Origin of the sequence: Maritimibacter alkaliphilus HTCC2654 (genome assembly GCF_000152805.1) — a bacterium.
Classification (GTDB): domain Bacteria; phylum Pseudomonadota; class Alphaproteobacteria; order Rhodobacterales; family Rhodobacteraceae; genus Maritimibacter; species Maritimibacter alkaliphilus.
The window spans coordinates 515,657-532,079 of sequence record NZ_CH902578.1; the positions used below are offsets into that span (position 1 = coordinate 515,657).

The 16,423-nt window shown below is 64.5% G+C and carries 11 protein-coding genes; 7 read left to right on the top strand and 4 right to left on the bottom strand.

What is annotated here, in order from left to right; translation table 11 throughout:
- The first annotated feature begins 43 nt into the window (after positions 1–43).
- Positions 44–1,177 carry a flavodoxin-dependent (E)-4-hydroxy-3-methylbut-2-enyl-diphosphate synthase gene (ispG, locus tag RB2654_RS03680; RefSeq protein WP_008328715.1) on the top strand — a complete coding sequence of 378 codons (1,134 nt, stop codon included), beginning with the start codon at positions 44–46 and terminating at the stop codon, positions 1,175–1,177.
- Positions 1,174–1,575 carry a VOC family protein gene (locus RB2654_RS03685; RefSeq protein WP_008328716.1) on the top strand — a complete coding sequence of 134 codons (402 nt, stop codon included), beginning with the start codon at positions 1,174–1,176 and terminating at the stop codon, positions 1,573–1,575. Before ispG ends, RB2654_RS03685 begins: the two co-directional genes overlap by 4 nt.
- A 12-nt stretch (positions 1,576–1,587) precedes the next feature.
- Here the strand turns inward: RB2654_RS03685 and RB2654_RS03690 are convergent, their stop codons facing one another.
- Positions 1,588–2,340 (bottom strand): DsbA family protein, encoded by a 753-nt coding sequence (locus RB2654_RS03690; RefSeq protein WP_040885426.1) that lies wholly within the window; start codon positions 2,338–2,340, stop codon positions 1,588–1,590.
- 135 nt (positions 2,341–2,475) lie between these two features.
- Between RB2654_RS03690 and RB2654_RS03695 the strand changes: the two genes are divergently transcribed.
- On the top strand, positions 2,476–3,615 hold the full coding sequence (locus tag RB2654_RS03695) for a pyridoxal phosphate-dependent aminotransferase (RefSeq protein WP_008328719.1): 1,140 nt from the start codon (positions 2,476–2,478) through the stop codon (positions 3,613–3,615).
- Between the two features lie 172 nt (positions 3,616–3,787).
- On the top strand, positions 3,788–4,984 hold the full coding sequence (locus RB2654_RS03700; RefSeq protein ID WP_040884360.1) for an N-acetylmuramoyl-L-alanine amidase: 1,197 nt from the start codon (positions 3,788–3,790) through the stop codon (positions 4,982–4,984).
- Position 4,985: 1 nt separating this feature from the next.
- Here the strand turns inward: RB2654_RS03700 and RB2654_RS03705 are convergent, their stop codons facing one another.
- Positions 4,986–5,591 carry a class I SAM-dependent methyltransferase gene (locus tag RB2654_RS03705; RefSeq protein WP_040885427.1) on the bottom strand — a complete coding sequence of 202 codons (606 nt, stop codon included), beginning with the start codon at positions 5,589–5,591 and terminating at the stop codon, positions 4,986–4,988.
- Positions 5,592–5,752: 161 nt separating this feature from the next.
- Here RB2654_RS03705 and RB2654_RS03710 point away from each other — a divergent pair, with 161 nt between their 5' ends.
- Together RB2654_RS03710 and RB2654_RS03715 are read left to right on the top strand one after the other, a co-directional pair.
- Entirely contained in the window at positions 5,753–8,269 is a 2,517-nt protein-coding gene (locus tag RB2654_RS03710) for a penicillin-binding protein 1A (protein WP_008328730.1), read from the top strand.
- A 477-nt stretch (positions 8,270–8,746) separates the two neighbouring features.
- Positions 8,747–11,623 carry an Rne/Rng family ribonuclease gene (locus RB2654_RS03715; RefSeq protein ID WP_008328732.1) on the top strand — a complete coding sequence of 959 codons (2,877 nt, stop codon included), beginning with the start codon at positions 8,747–8,749 and terminating at the stop codon, positions 11,621–11,623.
- Between the two features lie 70 nt (positions 11,624–11,693).
- Here the strand turns inward: RB2654_RS03715 and ilvN are convergent, their stop codons facing one another.
- Positions 11,694–12,257, bottom strand: a complete 564-nt coding sequence (ilvN, locus tag RB2654_RS03720; protein ID WP_008328734.1) for an acetolactate synthase small subunit — start codon at positions 12,255–12,257, stop codon at positions 11,694–11,696.
- Between the two features lie 12 nt (positions 12,258–12,269).
- A complete protein-coding gene (locus tag RB2654_RS03725) occupies positions 12,270–14,024 on the bottom strand; it encodes an acetolactate synthase 3 large subunit (protein WP_008328736.1) in 1,755 nt (584 codons plus the stop codon).
- Positions 14,025–14,494: 470 nt separating this feature from the next.
- Between RB2654_RS03725 and RB2654_RS03730 the strand changes: the two genes are divergently transcribed.
- Positions 14,495–16,357, top strand: coding sequence for a PhoX family protein (locus tag RB2654_RS03730; protein WP_008328742.1), 1,863 nt, complete (start codon positions 14,495–14,497; stop codon positions 16,355–16,357).
- Positions 16,358–16,423: the final 66 nt, after the last annotated feature.

Sequence of the window (16,423 nt, forward strand, 5' to 3'; positions counted from 1 at the left end):
CACACGCGGTATCGGTCGGGCGTTCCAACGTTTGCGAGGCCGCATGTCGCACAATCCGATCCGCCCCTGGCGTTCGATCGAGCGCCGCAAATCCCGTCAGATCATGGTCGGCAACGTCCCCGTCGGGGGCGACGCGCCGATCTCGGTCCAGACCATGACGAACACGGTCACGACCGACGTGGCCGCGACCATCGCGCAGGTGCAGGCCGCCGCCGAAGCGGGTGCCGACATCGTGCGCGTCTCGGTCCCCGATCAGGCGTCGTCCAAGGCGCTGAAAGAGATCGTGGCGGAAAGCCCGGTCCCGATCGTGGCCGACATCCATTTCCACTACAAACGCGGCATCGAAGCGGCCGAGGCAGGCGCGGCCTGCCTGCGCATCAACCCCGGCAACATCGGGTCCGAGGACCGCGTGCGCGAGGTCATCGCGGCCGCCCGCGATCACGGCTGTTCCATGCGCATCGGCGTGAATGCCGGGTCGCTGGAGCGTCACTTGCTGGAAAAATACGGCGAGCCGTGCCCCGAAGCGATGGTGGAAAGCGGGCTGGAGCATATCCGCATCCTTGAAGACAACGATTTCTTCGACTTCAAGATCAGCGTCAAAGCCTCGGACGTATTCCTGTCGGCCGCCGCCTATCACGCGCTGGCCGAAGTCACCGATGCGCCGCTTCACCTTGGGATCACCGAGGCGGGCGGGCTGACCTCCGGCACGATCAAGTCGTCCATCGGTCTGGGCAACCTGCTGTGGGCCGGGATCGGGGATACGATCCGCGTTTCGCTTTCCGCCGATCCGGTGGAAGAGGTGAAGGTGGGTTATGAAATCCTCAAGTCCCTCGGCCTGCGCCATCGCGGCGTCAACATCATCTCGTGCCCGTCCTGCGCGCGTCAGGGGTTCGACGTCATCAAGACCGTCGAGGCGCTGGAAAAACGGCTGGAGCACGTCAAGACGCCCATGAGCCTGTCGATCATCGGCTGCGTGGTGAACGGGCCGGGCGAGGCGCTGATGACCGACGTCGGCTTCACCGGCGGCGGGGCCGGGCACGGCATGGTCTATATGGCCGGCAAGCAGGACCACAAGATCGGCAACGAGGGTATGATCGATCACATCGTCGAACTGGTCGAAAAGAAAGCCGAAGAGATCGAGGCGGAGAATGCCGCCGCGGAAGAAGCGGCGCAGTGACCCGTAGCCTCGCCCATGTCTCGCTCGTCGTGCGGGACTATGACGTGGCGATCGAATTCTACGTCGGCACGCTCGGTTTCGAACTGGTCGAGGACAGCTATCAACCGGAACAGGACAAGCGTTGGGTCGTGGTGCGACCCGGCCCCGACGGCACGTCGATTCTGCTGGCGCGCGCGTCGAACGACCGGCAGGCGGCGTTCATCGGCGATCAGGCCGGAGGTCGCGTGTTCCTGTTCCTGCGCACCGATGATTTCTGGCGCGATTACAACGCGCTGACGGCCAAAGGTGTGACGTTTGTCCGCCCGCCGAAAGAGGCCGATTATGGCACTGTCGCGGTGTTTCAGGACCTGTACGGCACGCTCTGGGATCTTGTCGAATTCACCGACGGGCGCCCCTGAGCGCAGCCCGCCTCAGCTATCCTCGCGTTCGGCCGCGACCATTTCCTGCATCGCTTCGAGCGGCACGTAGCCCCGGATCATCTGGCCGCCCAGAACGAAGGTGGGCGTGCCGGAGATTTCGAGACGTTGCGCGAGCAGGTGGTTTTCCTCGATCTGCCGGTTCACCTCCGGGTCTTCCATCTTCGCCAGAATTTCCTGGCTGTCGTAGCCCATGTCATCGGCCATCCGTGCAAGCACCTCTTCGGTCGCGTTGGCACGCAGGGTCATCAAGGCGTCATGCATCTCGCCGTAAGCTTCGTCGCCATGGGCAAGCTTGGTGGCGATGGCAAAGCGGGCCGAGGTGACGCTTTCCTGCCCGAGGATCGGGAATTCCTTGTAGATCAGGCGGATGTTGCCGTCGCTTTCGAGCAGCGCGTTGATTTCGGGGAAGGCCTTGCGGCAATAGCCGCAGCGGTAATCGACGAATTCGACAAGCGTCACATCGCCATCCGGGTTCCCTGCGACATGGCTGTATCCATCGTTGTAGATGCTCTCTTCATTCGCCGCGATCATGGCCACGTCGTTGGCCTCGGCCTGTTCCGCCTGCCGCTGTTCGAGAACCGCGATCGCTTCCATCAGAACTTCGGGGTTCTCGAGCAGATACCCGCGCACCTCGTCACGGAACATCGCACGCTCGTCCTCGGTCATTGCGCCGATGTCGAACGACAGGGCCGGGGTCGAGGCGAGGCCCAGAGCGAGGGCGGCGGCGGAAACGATGCGGGTCATGGTCACTCCAAAATCAGGTTGGCCAGACGCTACGGGGGTGGCGGTCGGGGTTCAATCCCCAAGCGCACCGGGTCCGTAAGGTTGACCTTTTACCGCCGACGCGGGATGTCACAGGCACTAACCGTCGAGGACAGGATGCGCAAATCAAAGAGAAGCGAGGTCGACCCCTTCATCGTCATGGACGTGATGGAAGCCGCGCGGAAGGCGGAAGAGGCGGGGCGTCACATCATCCACATGGAGGTGGGCCAGCCCTCGACCCCCGCACCCGAGGCGGCCCGCCGCGCGGTCGAGGCGGCACTGTCCACAGACGCGCTGGGATACACCGTCGCCCTGGGCCTTCCGGCGCTGCGGCGCGGGATCGCCGGGCTCTATGGGCGCTGGTATGACGTGGAGCTCGATCCGAATCGGGTCGTCGTGACCTCGGGTTCGTCGGCGGCGTTCCTTCTGTCCTTCACGACGCTCTTCGACACCGGCGACCGGATCGGCCTGTCCGACCCCGGATACCCGTCCTACCGCCAGATCCTGAAAGCCCTGGGCCTCACGCCCGTCGGCTTCCCGGCGCGGCCCGAGAACCGCTATCAGCCCGTGCCCGAGGATCTGCCCGAGGGGATCGACGGTCTCATGGTCGCCTCGCCCGCGAACCCGTCCGGCACGATGCTGGGGCGCGACGAACTGGGCGCGCTCATCGGCACCACCGCCGAACGGGGCGTGTCGTTCATCTCGGACGAGATCTACCACGGTCTGCACTACGAGGATCGCGCGGTGAGTGCGCTGGAACTGTCCGACGACGTCCACGTCATCAACTCGTTCTCCAAGTATTTCTCGATGACCGGTTGGCGCGTCGGCTGGATGGTGGTGCCGGAGGATCACGTGCGCACGGTCGAACGCATCGCACAGAACATGTTCATCTGCCCGCCCCATGCGAGCCAAGTGGCCGCGCTGGCGGCGCTGGACGCGGTGGACGAACTGGAGGCGAACCGCGCGGTCTATCGCGCGAACCGCGCCCTGATGCTCGAAGGTCTCCCGAAAGCCGGATTCGACCGGATCGCGCCGCCGGACGGGGCGTTCTATGTCTATGCCGATGTGTCCGATCATACGGACGACAGCCGGGCCTTCGCCCGCGAAATCCTCGACAAGGCCGGGGTCGCGGTCACTCCGGGGCTGGATTTCGATCCGGTCCGAGGGGCGCGGACGCTCAGATTTTCCTATGCCCGGTCCACCGACGACATCCGCGAGGGGCTTTCACGCCTTCAGGCGTTCATGGCGGCACGTTAGCGATTTCGGATTGTGCGGGCTTGCGCCCGCGCAGGATGTGCAGCGCCCCGGCTGACGCCGGGACGCCGCGATGCGGGGCCAGCCCCGCACCCCGAGGTTTCCTTGAAACAGAGAAGGGATGGGCGCAGGCGCGCGCCCTTGCTATGATCTGCGCAAAACGAGCGGGTGGTGCATGAGACGGGCGATTTTTCTGATCGTGATGACGTGCTGGGCCGGGATGGCACAGGCGCAGATGTCGGCATTGGCGCGTCTGACCGGCGACGGGGTCGTTCTGTCGCAGGACTCGGGCGGGGTCGCCTTGCGCATCGACCTGACGCGGGCGGTGCCGTGGCGCGTGTTCTCACTCGCCGATCCGGCGCGGCTGGTGATGGATTTCTCGGAACTGGACTGGACTGGCGTGGACGAGGCGGCGCTCGCGACCGTGGACGGTGTGGGCGAGGTGCGCACGGGGCTGTTTCGGCCCGGCTGGTCGCGGATCGTCGTGACGCTGGACGGCCCGTTTCTTGTCGAGAGCGCGGGAATGCGCAAGGTGAGCGAGACCCGGTCCGAGGTGTCGGTGCGCACGGTGCCGACGGATGCGGCGACCTTCGCGCGCACGGTCGGGGCACCGCCGAGCGCGGAGTTCAGGATGGCCGACGCGCCGCCGCCGGTGCGCCGGGGCGAGGGGCCGCTGGTGGTCATGCTCGACCCCGGCCATGGGGGGATCGACCCGGGCGCCGAACGCGAAGGCATTCGCGAGGCCGATCTCATGCTCACCTTCGCACGCGAATTGAAGGAGGTTCTGCTGAGGCAGGACGGGGTCGAGGTCGTTCTGACGCGCGACGAGGACGTGTTCGTCCCGCTCGAGGAGCGGGTGTCGATGGCGCGTGCCGCCGGGGCCGATATTTTCCTGTCGCTCCATGCGGATGCTCTGGCCGAAGGCCGGGCCAACGGGGCGACGGTCTATACGCTGGCCGAAGAGGCGACCGATATCGCGTCGCAGAAGCTCGCCGAACGCCATGACCGGGCCGACCTGCTGGCCGGAGTGGACCTGAGCGAGACGGGCGACGAGGTGGCGCTGGTTCTGATGGATATGGCGCGCGTCGAAACCCGGCCCCGGTCCGACGCGCTTGCGGATGCGATCGTCGAAGGGATCCGCGAGGCGACCGGGTCGACCTACAAGACGCCGCGGCTGGAGGCCGGGTTCTCGGTTCTCAAGGCGCCCGACATCCCGTCGGTCCTGATCGAACTGGGGTTCCTGTCGTCGAAGCGGGACCGCGAAAAGATGGTCGACCCCGAATGGCGTCGTCAGGCCGCCGAGGGCATTCGCAACGCGATCCTCGACTGGGCGCTCGAAGACACGGCGGCGCAGGACCGGCTGAGGCAGTAGGTCAGGCGTTCAGCCCGCGATATTGCGCAAGCCAGACCGAGTGGCCGTTGCAGGTCGGGTCTTCCGGCACGAAGGCGACCTCGTCGAACCCGTTTTCGTTCAGGAGCTTGCGATACTCGTCCGGGTCCAGAGAGGCGTGATAGACGCTTTCGCCTTCGACCCGGCCCATCGCTTCGCCCGCCGCCGGCCCGGTGGTGAAGAGAAGCGCGGTGCGCGGGCGGGCATGGGCCGCGAAGGTGGCGAACATGCCGCGTTGGTCGTCCGCCGACAAGTGGAACATCGAATTCCACGCGAGGATCAGGTCGAAGGTTTCGCCCAGATCGAGCCCGCGCATATCGGCGTGAACGGCGCGGGCGCGGGGCAGGTTGTCGCGAAACAGGACCAGCATCGACCCGGCCCCGTCGACCCCCGTGACCTCGCCATTGCGCTCCTGCAAATAGGCCGCGATCGGCTTGCCCGGGCCACAGCCGAGGTCGAGCACCCGACGCCCCGGCGCATGGTTCAACGCACGGTCCAGCCATCGGCGTTCGAAAAGCGTCCGGTCGCGGGACCGGGCGAATCCGCGCGCGACTCGGTCGTATGTGGGAAGGATGTCGTCGGGTCTCATGCGGGCGAGAAGGGGGCGGAACTTCCCGCATGTCCAGAAGGCATTTGAACGGCGGGCGAAATCCTGCCCATCGCGCATTCGTGCAGGCCATGTCATGCCGTTCTTTTTTGACCCGGCCAACGATCGACCCTATACCCTTTGGCTCAACCTCGGAGGCAGTCTTGATCCGATTCATACTGGGATTTTTCGGCGCCATCTTCTCGTGGCTGACCCTTGGTGCGCTCATGGCCGCCCTTGCCATCGGTGGCATCTTCTGGATGTACGGGCAGGGTCTGCCGTCGACCGAGCAGCTCGAGAATTATCAGCCCGCCACGATCAGCCGGATCTATTCGGGCGAAGGGCAGCTGATGGACGAATTCGCGCGCGAGCGTCGTCTGTATACGCCGCCGGAGCAGATCCCCGACCTAGTGAAATACGCCTTCATCTCGGCCGAGGACAAGAATTTCTATACCCACAAGGGCTATGATCCGCGCGGGATGCTGGCGGCAGCGGTCGAGGCCGCGCGAGGCGGGCGGCTTCGCGGGGCGTCGACGATCACCCAGCAGGTGATGAAGAACTTCCTTCTATCGTCCGACCGTTCGGCGGAGCGCAAGATCAAGGAACTGATCCTCGCGAGCCGTCTGGAAAACACGCTCGACAAGGAAGACATCCTCGCGCTGTATCTGAACGAGATTTTCTTGGGCCAGAACTCGTTCGGGGTCACGGCGGCCTCGCAGACCTATTTCAACAAGACGCTGGACGAGCTTGCGCCGCATGAGGCGGCGACGCTGGCGGCGATGCCAAAGGCACCGTCCGACTATCATCCGGTGCGCAACTACGACCGGCTGCTCAACCGCCGGAACTTCATCCTCAAGGAGATGTACGAGAACGGTTACATCACCGAGGATCAGTATCTGTCCGAACGGCAGGAGCCCATTCGCTCGGTCCAGAACGGCGATTTCGAAAGCTTCCGGTCGGCCATGCCGCGCCGCGACTATTTCACCGACGAGATCCGCCGTCAGTTGAGCCGCGATTTCGGGGAAGAGGAATTCTTCGGGGGCGGTCTGACGATCCGCGCGACCGTTGACCCGGAAATGCAGGAAATCGCCGCATGGTCGCTGCGCAAGGCGCTAGAAGACTATGACCGCGCCCGCTCGCCGTGGCGCGGGACCGGCAAGTCCATCGACCCGGCCACCATCGACAACGGCACTTGGGAAGAGGCGCTGGGGGAACTGCGCGTGGCGCGCGACATCGACCTGAACGGGCAATGGTATGTCGCGGTCGTGGACCAGATCGGCTCGAACGAGATGACGGTCAAGATCGAAGGCCAGCCCGAGCCGCAGCCCTGGGTCATTCCGCGCAGCGATACCTCGTGGTTCCGGGGCAGCTTCGCCGACAATTTCGAGCGTGGCGACGTGATCCACGTGCGCCGCATGACCGATGGCGAGGGGTCCGAGGGCAACTTCGTGCGCTGGTCGCTGCGTCAGGTGCCGGAGGTGCAGGGCGGGTTCATGGCGATGGACGTGAACACCGGCCGCGTGATCGCGATGCAGGGCGGGTTCTCGTACGAGCATTCGACCTTCAACCGCGCGACGCAGGCCACGCGCCAGCCCGGCTCGTCCTTCAAACCCTTCGTCTACGCTTCGGCGCTTTCCACCGGGTTCTCGCCCGCCTCGATCATCATCGACGCGCCGATCGAGATCGACACGGGTGGCGAAATCTGGCGGCCCAAGAACGCGTCGAACCAGTTCTACGGGCCCACGCCGCTGCGCACCGGGATCGAACGGTCGCGCAACCTGATGACCGTGCGTCTGGCGCAGGAGGTCGGGATGCAGACCGTCGCGCGCTATGCCGAACGGTTCGGTGTCTACGACCACCTCGACCCCTATCTCGCCAACGCGCTCGGCTCGGCGGAAACGACGCTGTTCAAGATGGTGTCTGCCTACGCCATGTTCGCCAACGGCGGCGAGCGAGTGGAACCGACGCTCGTCGACCGCGTGCAGGACCGTTGGGGGCGCACGATCTATCGTCACGACCAGCGCGACTGTGCCGACTGCAAGGCGGCCCGTCTGCCGTCGGGCGAAGCGCCGCAGATCACCTCGAACCGCGAACGGGTGATGGACGCGATCACCGCTTATCAGCTCACCTCGATGATGCAGGGCGTGGTTCAGCGCGGCACGGCATCGGGGTCCGTGCGCCTTCCGGTGCCGACCGCGGGCAAGACAGGGACCACCAACGATTCGAAAGACGTCTGGTTCGTGGGCTTCACCTCGAACATCGTGGCGGGTTGCTACATCGGTTTCGACCGACCGCGCCCCTTGGGTGGCGCGTCGGGTGGCGGCACCTGCGGCCCGGTGTTCCAGCGTTTCATGGTCGAAGCGGTCAAGAAATACGGTGGCGGCAAGTTCAAGATCCCGCCGGGCGGTCACTTCGTGAAGATCGACCGCTATTCCGGCGCCCGTCTGCCCGACAGCGCGTCGGGGCCGAGCGTGGTGGCGGAATATTTCCGTGACGGCGAAGAACCGATCTTCGGCATCGTGTTCGACGGGGGCTTCGCGATGGGGTCGAACCTGCCGCTTTTCGGCGATCCAGACAGCGGTTTCGGCGGCCAGCAGCAGGTCCAGACCTCGACGGGCGAAACCGTGGTCATTCCCGACCGCGCGAATTCCTCGTCCCTGTCCGCAGGTGGACTTTATTAACCTGAACAAAGGGTTGTGGGTCACCTGTTCATGCGATCACCGGAATAATCCGATCCTCGGATCATTTTCGCCATTGTCATGACACCCCCCGGACCACTATGTTCAATGGGCGGTGGTCCGCTTGCCGGATGACCCGAAAGTTTCGCTGCTTGCACGCCGCACCGCGCGAGGATCGCGCAGGAGGCTGGGAGCAGACCGAGTTGGCCGCAAGGCCAGGGCAGGCGGGCATGACAAAACCCGAACGCCAGACATTCGTCCGGGGGCACAGACCCGTCCGGACCCGAACGGGCCCCATCAAGGGGTCGGAGAAGAAACGCGATGAGGCGCGACGCGGCACTGATGGGACATGACGCAGGGGCAAGAGCCCGTGCGCAGCCTGCGTGCCACCGCACCGACGCTCGCCCAGACAAGACACCCCAAATCGACGACCGCTCCCCCGGGGGGCGGCATTCGCATATGCGGGTGCAATGAGATCAAATGGCCAAGAAAATGCTCATCGACGCCACGCACGCGGAAGAAACCCGCGTTGTCGTGGTGGACGGAAACAAAGTCGAAGAATTTGACTTCGAGTCCGAAAACAAACGCCAGCTAGCCGGAAACATCTACCTCGCCAAAGTCACCCGTGTGGAGCCCTCGCTTCAGGCGGCCTTTGTCGATTACGGCGGAAATCGTCACGGCTTCCTCGCGTTTTCCGAAATTCACCCGGATTACTACCAGATCCCGGTCGCCGACCGTGAGGCGCTGCTCGAGGAAGAGCGCGCCTATGCCGAGGCGCTCGAGCGTGAGGAAGAGGGGCGCAAGTCCCGCCGCAGCGCGCCCAGAGCCGAGGAAACCCGCTCGGACGACGAGGTCGTGACCAAGGACGCCGAGCCGCAGGGCATGGACGTGATCGACCTCGACGAAGGTGGGGAGGCTGACGAAGCCTCGTCCCCGATGGAACGGGTCGCGGATACGCCGGTCGAGGAACCGTCGGACGAGACGGGCGAGGATGTGGACGACGCCGAAGAGGGTGCCGAAGCCTCCGACGAGGCCGAGGCTTCCGGCGACGACGACACCGACGCGAAACCGTCCCGGTCGCGCCGCTCGCGGTCGCGCTCCCGGTCGCGGTCCAGATCGCGCCCGAGCGACGAGGAAGACGCCAAGCCGGTCGATGCGGCCGAAAAGGACGACACCATCGAATCCGTGGCCGACGACGACGACCACGAAGATATTCGCCCGCCGCGCAAGCCGCGCCCGCGCAAGTACAAGATTCAGGAAGTCGTCAAGGTTCGCCAGATCCTGCTGGTTCAGGTCGTGAAAGAGGAGCGCGGCAACAAGGGTGCGGCGCTCACCACCTACCTGTCGCTGGCGGGTCGTTACTGCGTGCTGATGCCGAACACCGCCCGTGGCGGTGGCATTTCGCGCAAGATCACCAACGCGGTGGACCGCAAGAAGCTCAAGGAAATCGCGACCTCGCTCGACGTGCCGAAGGGTGCGGGGCTGATCGTGCGCACGGCGGGTGCCAAGCGCACCAAGACCGAGATCAAGCGCGACTACGAATACCTTCAGCGCATGTGGGAACAGATCCGCGAACTGACGCTGAAATCAACGGCGCCGGCGAAAATCTATGAAGAGGGCGACCTCATCAAACGGTCGATCCGCGACCTTTACAACAAGGACATCGACGAGGTGCTCGTCGAGGGCGAGGGCGGTTATCGGATCGCCAAGGACTTCATGAAAATGATCATGCCGTCCCACGCCAAGAACGTGAAGAATTACCACGACCAGCTGCCGCTCTTCGCCCGTTATCAGGTCGAAAGCTACCTGTCGTCGATGTTCAACCCGACCGTTCAGCTGAAATCCGGCGGCTACATCGTCATCGGCGTGACCGAGGCGCTGGTCGCCATCGACGTGAACTCGGGCAGGGCCACGAAAGAGGGCTCGATCGAGGAAACGGCGCTCAAGACCAACCTCGAGGCCGCCGAAGAAGTGGCGCGCCAACTGCGTCTGCGCGACCTTGCCGGTCTGATCGTGATCGACTTCATCGACATGGAAGAGCGCAAGAACAACAACGCGGTCGAGAAGAAGCTGAAAGACAAGCTCAAGACCGACCGCGCGCGCATTCAGGTGGGCCGCATCTCGGGCTTCGGGCTGTTGGAGATGAGCCGCCAGCGCCTGCGCCCCGGCATGATCGAGGCGACGACGCAGCCCTGCGCCCATTGCCACGGCACGGGTCTGATCCGGTCCGACGACAACCTCGCGCTCAACATCCTGCGTCAGCTGGAAGAAGAGGGCACGCGGGGCCGCTCGAAAGAGGTGTTGCTCAAGGCCCCGGTGGGCATCGTGAACTTCCTCATGAACGTGAAGCGCGAGCATATCGCGCAGATCGAGGCGCGTTATGGCATGGCGATCCGGCTTGAGGCCGATCCCTTCCTGATCTCGCCCGATTTCGAGATCGAGAAGTTCAAGACCGCGACTCGCAGCGTGGCCGAAGTGACCGCGCCGGTCGTCTCGGTCGATGCGTCGCTGATGGAAGATCTGGACGAGGATATCGAGGACGAAACCGAAGAGGATCAGTCCGAAGAGACCTCGGAAGCGTCCGAGACCAACGAGGACGACGATCAGCCGAAGAAAAAGCGCCGCCGCCGCCGCCGTCGCGGTGGCCGAGGCCGCAACAAGTCGCGGTCCGATGAGGATGGCGACGAGAGCGGTGACGAGGCGCAAGGGCAGGGCGAAGCCGCCGAGGCCCCTGCGGAGAGCGAAGGCGCGGATGCCGCGACCGAAGCGCCCGCCGAGGCCGACGTGACGCCCGAGGCTGCCGAAGCCGAAGCCGCGCCGGACGTGGCCGAGAAGCCCAAGCGCAAGCGTGCGCCGCGCAAGAAGAAAACCGACGAGGCCGAAGCCGCGCCTGCCGAGGCGGAGGCCGAGAAACCGGCCGAGGCCGAAAAGCCCAAGCGCAAGCGCGCCCCGCGCAAGAAGAAGACCGACGAGACGGTCGAGGCGGTCGCGGACACGCCGACCGAGCCTGTGACCGAAGCGGTGGCCGAGCCGGTCACGGAAGCGCCGGAAACGGTGTCTGAAGCCACCGCCCCGGAAGCCGAGGTCGCGCCGGAGGTTGCGGACGAAACGCCCGCGCCTGTCGATGCGGCGATGGCCGAGGCCGACGCGACGCCGGAACCCGAAGCCACGCCCACGGGCAACGATCCCGAGGACATGCCGTCCGAAGCCGAAGCCCCGTCGCAGAAAAGCGACCCGGTCGTGGAAGAAACCCTTGCCCAACCGGCGCCGCAGCCCGAACCGGAACCTGCGATGGCCGAGGGTGAGGCGGACGAGAAATCCAAGCCCAAGCGGCGCGGGTGGTGGAACCGGGGGTAAGACCCCGGGCACCGGACAAACAAAAAGGGCGGGTCAAGCGACCCGCCCTTTCTTGTTCTATGGCAGGGTCTTACTCGGCCCCACGCGACAGGGCAGCGACCCCGGTGCGCGCCATTTCGACCAGGCCGAGCGGGCGCATGAGGTCCGCGAAGGCGTCGATCTTGTCCGGCGCACCCGTCAGTTCGAAGACGAAGCTTTCCAGCGTGGAATCCACCGCATTGGCCCGGAAAATGTCGGCCATGCGCAGGGCCTCGACCCGTTTTTCGCCAGTGCCCGCCACTTTGAAGAGCGCGAGTTCCCGTTCGACCGAAGCACCTTCGACCGTCAGGTCATGCACCCGGTGCACCGGCACGATCCGCCCGAGCTGGGCCTTGATCTGTTCGATCACCGCAGGTGTCCCACCCGTGACGATGGTGATGCGCGACTGGTGCCCGGTGTGGTCGACCTCGGCCACGGTCAGCGAGTCGATGTTGTAACCACGGCCCGAAAACAGCCCGATCACGCGCGCCAGCACACCCGGTTCGTTGTCCACGATCACCGCCAGCGTATGCGTCTCGACGATATCCGAATTCGGATCGCGCAGGTCATAGGCCGACTTCTTGGAGGAGCCTTTTTTGATCTTGAGAGCGTTCATATCCTGTCCCCCTTACACCAGCACCGCGCCCGACGTGCCGATCGCATCGGCGGTCGAGGCTTCACCCAGAAGCATCTTGTTGTGCGGCTCGCCCGACGGGATCATCGGGAAGCAGTTCTCGTGCTTCTCGACCATGACGTCGAGGATGAAGGGACCGTCGTAGTCCAGCATCTCCTGAATAGCGTCGTCCAGTTCGGCGGGGTCTTTGACCAGCCGTCCCTTGCAGCCGAAGGCCTCGGCGAGTTTCACGAAGTCGGGCAGCGCCTCGGACCACGAATGGGAATAGCGTTCGCCATGCAGAAGCTCCTGCCACTGGCGCACCATGCCGAGGCGTTCGTTGTTCAGGATGAATTGCTTGATCGGCAGGCGGAACTGAACCGCCGTCCCCATTTCCTGCATGTTCATCAGCCACGAGGCTTCGCCCGCCACGTTGATGACCACGCTGTCCGGGTGCGCCATCTGCACCCCCACGCTCGCGGGCAGGCCGTAACCCATCGTGCCCAGACCGCCCGAGGTCATCCAGCGGCCCGGTTCGTCGAAGCCCATGAACTGCGCGGCCCACATCTGGTGCTGGCCCACTTCGGTCGTCACGTAACGGTCCATGCCACGCGTGATCGCTTCCAGCCGCTGAAGCGCGTGCTGCGGTTTGATGGTCTGGGTCGAGTTCTTGTAGTCGAGGCAGTTCACCTCTTTCCACGCGTCAATCTGCTTCCACCAGTTCCCCAGTGCCTCGACATTGGTCTTGCGCCCGCGCGACTTCCAGATGCGCAGAAGGTCTTCGAGCACGTGGCCCACGTCGCCGACGATGGGCAGGTCGACATGGATCACCTTGTTGATCGACGAGGGGTCGATGTCGATATGCACCTTCTTCGAGCCGGGCGAGAACGCGTCGATGCGCCCCGTGATCCGGTCGTCGAACCGCGCGCCGACGTTTATCATCAGGTCGCAGTCGTGCATCGCCATGTTGGCTTCGTAAAGCCCGTGCATCCCCAGCATTCCGAGCCAGTTCTTGCCGGATGCCGGGTAGGCGCCCAGACCCATCAGGGTCGAGGTGATCGGAAAGTTCGTGGCATCCACCAGTTCACGCAAGAGCTGGCTCGCCGCCGTGCCGGAGTTGATGACCCCGCCACCGGTGTAGAACACCGGGCGCTCGGCCGCTTCGATCATCTCGGCCAGACGGGTGATCGCGTCGATATCGCCCTTCACCTGCGGCTGGTAATGTTCGGTGCGCGCCTTCTGCGGCTCGACGTAGGTGCCTTGGGCGAATTGCACGTCCTTGGGGATGTCGATGAGCGTCGGGCCGGGGCGGCCCGTGGTCGCGACGTGGAAGGCCTGATGGATGGTGTCCGCCAGCTTGTTCGTGTCCTTCACCAGCCAGTTGTGCTTGGTGCAGGGGCGGGTGATGCCGACCGTATCGGCCTCCTGAAACCCGTCGGTGCCGATCATGAAGGTGGGCACCTGACCCGTCAGCACGACGATCGGGATCGAGTCGAGCAGCGCGTCGGTCAGACCCGTGACCGCGTTGGTCGCGCCGGGGCCGGAGGTGACGAGCACGACACCGGGTTTCCCGGTCGAACGGGCATAGCCCTCGGCGGCATGGACCGCGCCTTGTTCATGGCGCACCAGAACATGACGGATGTCGTTTTGCTGGAACACCTCGTCATAGATCGGAAGAACGGCGCCGCCGGGATATCCGAATACCGTGTCCACACCCTGATCCTTTAGGGCCTGAACCACCATTTTCGCGCCGGTCATCTGACGTGTCATGTCTCTCTCCGTGTGGGCGTCGCGCCCGTATCTCCGGTCATAAAAAAGCCCCCGATTTTCTGTCGGGGGCGCATGGGGAACCTTCAGGGGTCCGTTACCGTCCCATGCGCCTATATCCTACGATGACTACAAGGCTTTCCACGACCGCTCTCCTTTGTGGTGCGGGGACATTATGGGTCGGCTGTCGGGGCGTCAACGCCAAATGGCTGAATAAAGTGTCGCACCAGCGGTTTTTGGCGACATTTTCTTTCCTTTTGGCGGGCCTGAAGGGGGATTGTGAAAATGTGAGCGTGCTCGAGAGGCCGACTCGGGTGTTTTCAGGCGGGAAGAAACGCATCCGTGTTAGGGTTCGGTCGGATTTTACACGGCTGTCATGGAAGCGACTCCGCTTTGTCACAGCTCGAAACGAGGCTCGCGCACGGACGCCGACTCGGCGCACCCGAACAGCCAGCCAATAAGGAGCAAGCCCCGTGAAAGACCAAGACACCTCGAACCTGTCGTGGGACGAATTCGACGAGATGCGCGACCCGCGCCCGGCGACCAATGATTTCGACGCCGTCGTGGAACGTGCCATCACCCGCCGCGGCTTTCTGGGTGGGGCGCTGGCCTTCGGCTCGGCCGCGACCGTTTTCGGTTCGGCCATGCTGACCTCAAGCCGCGCGCAGGCTGCGGCCCACGGGGGCTTCGGGTTCGAGCCGATCGACATCGCCACCGATTTCGACATCCACGTGCCCGAAGGCTACGAATGGAAAACGCTCGTGCGCTGGGGCGATGCGCTCTGGTCCGAAGCCGATGGCGCCTATGACGCCGAGACCGGCGTTTCGCCCGCCATGTCGGACAAGGTGTTCGGTGAGAACACGGACGGGATGGAGACGTTTTTTGTCGATGGCAAGGAACTGATCGCCGTGAACTCGGAATACGTGAACCCCAAGATCAACCTTCCCGCCGCCTCGGACGGCACGCCGCAGAATGCGGACGAGGTGATGCTCTTGAAGAACCTTCAGGGCGTGACGGTCATGGAGGTCGCGATGAACGGCGGCACCTATGAGGTGGTGAAGGACAGCCCCTACAACCGCCGCATCACGCATGAAACCCAGATGACCATGGACGGCCCCGCAGCCGGTCACGCGCTGGTGCAGACGAACGCCGACCCCGAGGGCATGAGCCCCAAAGGCACGATGAACAACTGCGGTTCGGGCAAGACGCTTTGGGGCACCTACCTGACCTGCGAAGAGAACTTCAACGGCTACTTCGGCGCGACCGGCGGTTATGACGAAACCGACGGTCTGTCGCGCTACGGCATCGGAGGCGAGGGCCGCTACGCTTACGAAAAGTTCGACCCGCGCTATGACCTGACCGCCGAGCCCAACGAGCCGAACCGCCACGGCTGGATCACCGAGATCGACCCGACCGATCCCGAAAGCACCCCCGTCAAACACACCGCCCTTGGCCGCTTCAAGCACGAGAACGCCGAGATGGTGCAGGCCGCCGATGGCCGTGTCGTTGTCTACATGGGCGACGATGAGCGGGGCGAGTTCATCTATCGCTACGTCTCGAACGGCACCTATGCCGAAGGCGGCTCGACCGAGGGTCTGCTGTCGGACGGTCAGCTTTACGTCGCCAAGTTCAACGACGACATGACCGGCGAATGGATCGCGCTGACCCCCGAAGCCACCGGCATGTCGCTGGAAGAAACGCTGGTCTTCTCGCGCATCGCGGCCTCGGCTGTGGGCGCGACGTCGATGGACCGCCCGGAATGGATCGCGGCGAACCCGCTCAAGGCCGAGGCCTATTGCGCGCTCACCAACAACTCCAAGCGCGGCGGTGACGCCATGCCGGTGAACGCGGCCAACCCGCGTGAGACCAACGAATACGGTCAGATCGTGCGTTGGGCTCCGGCGGGCGACGACCACGGCGCCGACACCTTTGCGTGGGATCTCTACGTGATGGCGGGCAACCCGGCGGTTTACGACAACGCTTACGGCGGGTCCGAGAACGTCACCGACGGCAACATGTTCAACTCGCCCGACGGCATGGCGTTCGACAGCAAGGGGATGCTGTGGATCCAGACCGATGGCGACGATTCGAACGAGGGCGACTTCGCCGGGCAGGGCAACAACCAGATGCTCGTCGGGAACACCGAAACCGGCGAAATCGCCCGCTTCCTTACCGCGCCCAATGGGGCCGAAGTGACGGGCCTGTGCTGGAACGAAGACAACACGGTCGCCTTCGTCGGCATCCAGCATCCGGGCGGTTCGTGGCCCGATGGCAACGGCAAGCCGCGCTCGTCGATCATTCAGGTCTGGCGCACGGACGGTGCCCCGGTCGGCTGATCCAACGCATTTGATGACGGTCGGGCGTCTCCCTCACGGGAGGCGCCTGTTTTTTGGAGCGGAGCA

Coding starts and splice junctions, on each gene's coding strand:
- ispG (WP_008328715.1), top strand. CDS start 44: ATGTCGCACAATCCGATCCGCCCCTGGCGTTCGATCGAGCGCCGCAAA.
- RB2654_RS03690 (WP_040885426.1), bottom strand. CDS start 2,340: ATGACCCGCATCGTTTCCGCCGCCGCCCTCGCTCTGGGCCTCGCCTCG.
- RB2654_RS03695 (WP_008328719.1), top strand. CDS start 2,476: ATGCGCAAATCAAAGAGAAGCGAGGTCGACCCCTTCATCGTCATGGAC.
- RB2654_RS03700 (WP_040884360.1), top strand. CDS start 3,788: ATGAGACGGGCGATTTTTCTGATCGTGATGACGTGCTGGGCCGGGATG.
- RB2654_RS03705 (WP_040885427.1), bottom strand. CDS start 5,591: ATGAGACCCGACGACATCCTTCCCACATACGACCGAGTCGCGCGCGGA.
- RB2654_RS03715 (WP_008328732.1), top strand. CDS start 8,747: ATGGCCAAGAAAATGCTCATCGACGCCACGCACGCGGAAGAAACCCGC.
- ilvN (WP_008328734.1), bottom strand. CDS start 12,257: ATGAACGCTCTCAAGATCAAAAAAGGCTCCTCCAAGAAGTCGGCCTAT.
- RB2654_RS03725 (WP_008328736.1), bottom strand. CDS start 14,024: ATGACACGTCAGATGACCGGCGCGAAAATGGTGGTTCAGGCCCTAAAG.